The organism is Actinomycetota bacterium, assembly GCA_040905475.1.
Lineage (GTDB): Bacteria > Actinomycetota > AC-67 > AC-67 > AC-67 > DATFGK01.
In genome coordinates, this window is record JBBDRM010000076.1 from 1 (window position 1) to 6,211 (window position 6,211).

Below are 6,211 nucleotides of genomic sequence, written 5' to 3' on the forward strand. Positions count from 1 at the left end.
AGGTGCGAGTCCTCTTCCTCGCCGATCGGCGTCTCGAGCGACACCGGCTCCTGCGAAACCTTCAGGATCTCGCGCACCTTTTCGGCCGTGATGTCCATCTCATGCGCGATCTCTTCCGGCAGCGGCTCACGACCAAGGTCCTGGAGCAAGGACCGCTGCACGCGCACCAGCTTGTTGATCGTCTCGACCATGTGCACCGGGATCCGGATCGTCCGGGCTTGGTCGGCGATCGCTCGCGTGATCGCCTGACGGATCCACCACGTCGCGTAGGTTGAGAACTTGAAGCCCTTCGTGTAATCGAACTTCTCGACGGCGCGGATCAGCCCGAGGTTGCCTTCCTGGATGAGGTCGAGGAAGAGCATCCCGCGTCCGACGTACCGCTTCGCGATCGAAACGACCAGCCGGAGGTTCGCCTCGATGAGCTTCTTCTTGGCGATCTGGCCTTCACGCTCGACGCGGTGAAGGATCTCGAGCGTCCGTTCCGGCGCCATCTTCTTGTCGCGCGGACTGGGCTCCTCGAGCGCCGCCTTGAAGCACAGGGCGGTGAGCGTCTCGAACGAAGCTTTCCCCGCCCCCATCTCCGCGGCCGCCTCGAGCCCGGCGTCGATCTTCTTGGCGAGGATGACCTCTTCTTCGGCGGTCAGGAGCGGGACCTTGCCGATCTCCTTGAGGTACATCCGGACGGGATCGCTCGTCGCCTGAACGAGATTGTCTTCGCGGGCGACCGGCCCCGCCTCGATGTCGGCCTCGATGTCGGCGGCGGAGGGCATCTCGATGACCTCGATGCCCTCGTCGGTCAGCGCTTGCTGCATGGCCTCGAGCTGCTCGGGCGAAAGATCGAGGGTCGACAGGGCGTCGTCGATCTCGTCGTCCGTGATGAAGCCGCCGCGGGCCTTGGCCCGCTCGACAAGCTCGCGAACCCCGTCCGGCTGCCTGTCGACCGGAACCCGCATCACCACGGCTCCTCGCCCAGTACGCCGCTCACGCGCTTGCTCTCTCCCTCGAGGGCGATGAGTTCCGCGTAACGCTTGCGATACTCCTCTTCGTTCTCGATGGGGTTCAGCTTCTGAAGCTGATCCTTCTTCTCCACGATGAGACGGCGCAAAGCGAAATCCTTCAGGCGGTTGACGACTTCGTCGACGTGCGCCTGCGGTGGACGACCGTCGCCGTCGAGGTCGTAATCGATCGGATCGTTCACGAGCTTCGCCACCAGCCCGCGTCCCTCCTCATCAAGCCGCTCGACGATCGTGGACGCATCGCCTCCGGCGGCCACTTCTCGCCAGATCGCTCGATGGGTCGGCACCGAAAGCATGTCGGGATCCACACCATCCAGATGCGCTTCGATCGACGCCGGGTACTGTAGCGCGAGTTTCAAAAGGTCGCGCTCCAAACGCACTTGCGCGCTCGTCCTTCGGATGTTCGGCGCGGCGCGCGCGGTCGGGTCCCCGGTCGCGCGACCCACTTCGAGGAACACGACCGAGGCGTCGAGCCTCGTCCATTCCGCGAGGCGGCTCGTGTAGTCGCGCCGCATCACCTCGTCGCGGATGCGAACCAGGATCGGGATCCCTGCGCGAACCGCCCGGGTGCGTCCTTCCGAGTCGGAAAGGTCGAATCGCTCGATCTCGCGCAGAAGTCGGTACTCGACGATCGGCACCGCGGTCTTGGTTATCTCTCGGAAGGCGTCGCCTCCCTGCGCGGTGACGAGGTCGGCGGGATCCTTCCCGGCGGGAAGGATCAGCACGCGCACGTCCAAGCCGGACGCCAGCGCGGCGTCGAACGCGCGCTCGGCGGCCGCGTTGCCCGCTCGGTCGGAGTCGAAGGCCAGCACGGCCCTGGGCGCGAACCGGCCGATCAGGGAGAAGTGATCGGCGGTCAGCGCCGTGCCGTTCGAGGCGACGACCTCCGTTATCTCCGCCTGATGGAGCGCGATCACGTCCGTGTACCCTTCGACGACGACGATCCGGCCGGCCGTGGCCACCGCCTTCTTGGCCCAGTTGAGCCCGTAGAGCACGCGTCCTTTGTGGAAGATAGGCGTGTCCGCCGTGTTGAGGTACTTAGGGGTCGAGTCGTCGAGCACCCGCCCGCCGAAAGCCACCGGCTCGCCGGCGACGTCGAAGGTCGGGAACATCACGCGGCCGCGAAAACGGTCGATCAGGCTGCCGCGCTCGGAACGCAGGGCCAGCCCTGCCTCGATCAGCTCGGGCTCGGTGAAGCGCTTCTTCGCGAGGTGTCGGCAGAGGTCGTCCCAGCGCGCCGGCGCCCAGCCGAGCGAGAACGCGGCAACCGTCTCCTTCGACAGACCGCGGCCCTTGAGGTACTCGCGCGCGGCCTTGGCCTCGGGCGGATCCATGAGAAGGGCGTGGTAGAACGCGACCGCCTCGCGGTGGGCGGCGATGAGACGCTGCTTGCGCCCCGCCGCCTGCCGGTCCGCCGCCGACTGCTGCTCGTAGGAGAGGCGGACCCCGACCTTCTCGGCGAGGCGCTCGACCGCTTCGACGAACGTGAGGCTCTCGAGCTCCATGACGAGATTTATGACGTCGCCGCCTTTATTGCATCCGAAGCAGTAGTAAAGGCCGCGAGCTGCTTCGAGCGAGAACGACGGGGTCTTCTCCTGATGGAACGGGCACAGCGCCTTGAACCGAGCCGAGCCGGCCTTGCGGACCTGCATGTACTCGGACGCGATCTCGATGAGGCCCGCCTTGCGTCGAACCTCTTCGATGTCTTGATCGCGGATGCGTCCGGCCATCAGTCCTCGTCCTCGCGGTCGTGCCACGCCGCCTCGGCGCCCGGTTCCCCGGTGAGCACCGCATGCGTGCGGATCGCGTAGCCGTCGGTCATGCCTGCCACGAAGTCGGCCACGCGGGCGGGCACGTCTCCCTCGATCGCGCGGTACTCCTCGGGGAGGTCATCCGGATGCTCGCGATAGTAGGCGAACAGCTCGCCGATCACTCGCTCGGCTCGCTCGCGATGCGTCCCGAGCTTCGGCGTCAGGTACACGCGCTCGAACAAGAAGCTGCGCAACGCGTCCATCGCGTCGAGGATCTCGGGAGTCATCTTCACCTGGGAGGTCCCGCGGCTCTGATCCACCACGCCGCCGACGAGCGTCGCGATCCGCTGCGAGTGGCTCCGGCCGAGGACGCGCTCGACGTCGGCCGGGATGTCGGCGGGCCCGATGATCCCGGCTCGGACTGCGTCGTCGAGGTCGTGGTTCACGTAGGCGATACGGTCGGCGAACCGCACGCACATCGCCTCGAGCGTCGCCGGCGTCGGCTGAGCCCAGGTGTGGTTCACGATCCCGTCGCGGACCTCCCAGGTCAGGTTCAAGCCGCGGCCCCCGTACTCGAGCACCTCGACGACCCGCAGCGACTGCTCGGCGTGCTTGAAGCGGCGGCCGAGCGACTTAGAGAGAACGCCCTCGCCGATGTGGCCGAACGGCGTGTGGCCGAGGTCGTGGCCGAGGGCGATCGCCTCGGTCAGGTCCTCGTTGAGCCGAAGCGCCCGGGCGATGGTGCGGGCCACCTGAGAGACCTCCAGCGTGTGGGTGAGCCGGACGCGATAGTGGTCGCCGATCGGCGCGAGGAAGACCTGGGTCTTGTGCTTGAGGCGCCGGAAGGCTTTGCAGTGCACGATCCGGTCGCGGTCGCGCTGGAAATCGGTCCGGAGCGGGTCTCGCTCCTCGGGGCGCTCGCGGCCCTTGGTCTCGGCGGCGAGGGTTGCACCGGGCTGCAGGATCTGCCGCTCGATGCCCTCGGTCTCCTCGCTGATCGTGACCACGTCCGAACCTTCCACGGGAACGATTCTCCCGCCTGGATGCAGCGTATCCGCAGCGTGCGACACCACGGTCGCGAGGGGAGGCGACCGAGGATGCTACGGCCGCCTCCGGGGGCGGTCAAAGCTGTGAAGTTCCTAACTTCGCGAGGTGGGTGCAGGAGAAACGGGGAAGGCGGCGAATCCCTGGGTCAGACGCCCGACGACGGGGATGGACCTGAAGGGGTTCATCCCCGTCCCGCGTCTGGGGACGGTTTCGAGGGGACGAGCGCGGTTACACGGCGACCGGACGGGCGGTCACCGGGCGCAGCAGGAAGGCGGCGCCGACGAGCAGGAAGAGCCCGGCCGCCATGAACATTATCTGGGTGCCGTCCAGGCGGAAGGTGCCGAAGACGCGCTGTTGCGAGCCGAGGAGCTTCGCGCCCCACGCGGCAAGGATGCCGAGGCTCACGGCGCTCACGCGCAAGCCTGAGTGCGCCAGCGCGAACGCGCGTCCGCGCAGCGAGTCGTGGACGCGCTCTTGCAGGATGGTGATCCCGCCGAGGAACGTCGCGACGAACGCGCCGCCGAAGACGAACCCCATTCCGAAGCCGACCGGCGTCGAGGGGAAGAGCGCCATGATGAGCAGGATGCCGCCCATGGCCGCGACGCCGAGGTGGAAAAGCTTGGTCAGGTGCGCCCGGTTGCGCTGCAATCCCACGACGCCGACCAGCACGCCGGCACAGAACGCCGTCAGCAGGCCGCCGTAGGCGCCGGGCCCGGCTCGAAGCGTCCCGCGCACGTAGGCCAGCCCGAGCGTAAGGACCGCGCCGCCGCCGGTAGCGGCGACCGCCGCTCCGATCGCGACACGCTTCAGCACCGGATCGGCGGCGAGCAGCGCGCGGATCGCGCGAACGCCGTCGAGGAACGAGGACTTCTCGGCCTTCGCGCCGGTTGAGCCCACTTCGTGCGAGGTCTCGACACCGGCGTTCAACCGGCCGATGAGGATCGTGGCGAAGCCGACGATGACCGACGCGAGGAACATCGGGAACGCGATGCCCGGACGCAGCCACGTTACGAGCGCGAAGAGTCCGGAACCGAGGGGCATCGCGCCGTAGGCGGACGCCATCGAGATCGCGTTCGCCATCGGGAGATGCTCCTTGGCGATCAAGCGTGGCAGCGTCGCGTCTCGCGCCGACATGTAGGCGATCGTCGCGACCTCGGCCAGGAGCGCCAGCGCGAACACCGGCGCCAGCCCGCCGAAGAGCGGCAGCGCCCCATAGACGACGGCCCGGCCGGCGTTGCACGCCACCAGGACCCGCTTGCGGTCGAGCCGGTCCACCAGCGAGCCGAGCCAGGAGCCGAGCAAGGCGGCCGGAAGGATCCGGAAGGCGAGCACGACGCCCGACGCGATGGCCGAGTGGGTCCGGTCCCAAACCAGGGCGATCAGCGCCAGCGTCGCGAGCCACTCGCCGAGACCGGCGAGCGCCTGGCTGGCGCATAGGGTGCGGAAGTCGCGTGAGCGATTGAGCGCCCGCAGGGACTGGAACCTCTCGCTCGAGCGTCTCATGGGTCCCTTTCCTGCGGCGACGGCGTCTGGGGGTACGGTTGAACATCGGCGGACGTCCGATTCGCCTTGATGCCCGCGCCGATAAACGAGCCGCGCGCGCGGCATCGTCTAGTGCATCCGGCCTATCTCTAGGTCTTCGGGGTCCTACTTCGAGGCGGATTCAGCCGTGCCGAGGGCGGCCTGCCCGGCGGCGAGCCGGGCGGTCGGGATCCGGAACGGCGAGCAGGACACGTAATCCAGCCCGATCTGGTGACAGAACTTCACCGAGGCATCCTCGCCGCCGTGCTCGCCGCAGATGCCGAAGTGGATGTGGGGGTTGGACTTGCGGCCTGCCTCGACGGCCATCTGCATGAGCTTGCCGACCCCCGCATCGATGGTGACGAATGGGTTGGCCGGTACGAGCTTGCGCTCCTCGTACTGAGCGAGGAACTTGCCGATGTCGTCGCGCGAGAAGCCGAACGCCATCTGGGTCAGGTCGTTCGTGCCGAACGAGAAGAAGTCGGCGACCTCGGCGACCTCGTCGGCCGTGACGGCGGCGCGCGGCACCTCGATCATCGTCCCGAAGAGCAGATCGATCTTCTGCCCGGCCGCCTCCATCGCCTGCTGCGCGACCGGCTCGAGCTCCTCCCGCATCTGCGCCAGCTCCTCCCGGGTCGCGACGAGCGGGATCATGATCTCGACGACCGGCTTACGGCCCTCCGCCTTGACGCGGCACGCGGCCTCGACGATCGCCCGCACCTGCATCGCGTACAACCCCGGCTTGAGGATCCCGAGCCGGACCCCGCGCAGTCCGAGCATGGGGTTGGTCTCGTGCATCTGACTCACCGCGGCGAGCATCTCCTTCATCTCCGTGATCCCGTCGATGTCGCCGGTCGCTTCGGCCACGGCGACCTC

Annotated in this window: 5 protein-coding genes; all 5 read right to left on the reverse strand. The window is 67.9% G+C overall.

Annotated features, from left to right (window positions below; translation table 11 throughout):
* Positions 1 to 953, reverse strand: a 953-nt coding sequence (locus WEB06_07975) for a sigma-70 family RNA polymerase sigma factor (GenBank protein MEX2555553.1), incomplete at its 3' end; no start/stop codon positions are given.
* The gene (gene dnaG / locus WEB06_07980; GenBank protein MEX2555554.1) at positions 953 to 2,746 is read right to left on the reverse strand and encodes a DNA primase; all 1,794 of its coding nucleotides are present in this window, start codon (positions 2,744 to 2,746) and stop codon (positions 953 to 955) included. The genes dnaG and WEB06_07975, both read right to left, overlap by 1 nt.
* Positions 2,746 to 3,789 (reverse strand): deoxyguanosinetriphosphate triphosphohydrolase, encoded by a 1,044-nt coding sequence (locus tag WEB06_07985; protein ID MEX2555555.1) that lies wholly within the window; start codon positions 3,787 to 3,789, stop codon positions 2,746 to 2,748. Before WEB06_07985 ends, dnaG begins: the two co-directional genes overlap by 1 nt.
* Before the next feature lie 253 nt (positions 3,790 to 4,042).
* A complete protein-coding gene (locus WEB06_07990; GenBank protein MEX2555556.1) occupies positions 4,043 to 5,317 on the reverse strand; it encodes an MFS transporter in 1,275 nt (424 codons plus the stop codon).
* Positions 5,318 to 5,461: 144 nt separating this feature from the next.
* Positions 5,462 to 6,211, reverse strand: a 750-nt coding sequence (locus tag WEB06_07995; protein ID MEX2555557.1) for a putative PEP-binding protein, incomplete at its 5' end; no start/stop codon positions are given.

Excerpts from the sequence above, each read along its gene's own strand:
- dnaG (MEX2555554.1), bottom strand. The coding sequence starts at position 2,746 with ATGGCCGGACGCATCCGCGATCAAGACATCGAAGAGGTTCGACGCAAG.
- WEB06_07990 (MEX2555556.1), bottom strand. The coding sequence starts at position 5,317 with ATGAGACGCTCGAGCGAGAGGTTCCAGTCCCTGCGGGCGCTCAATCGC.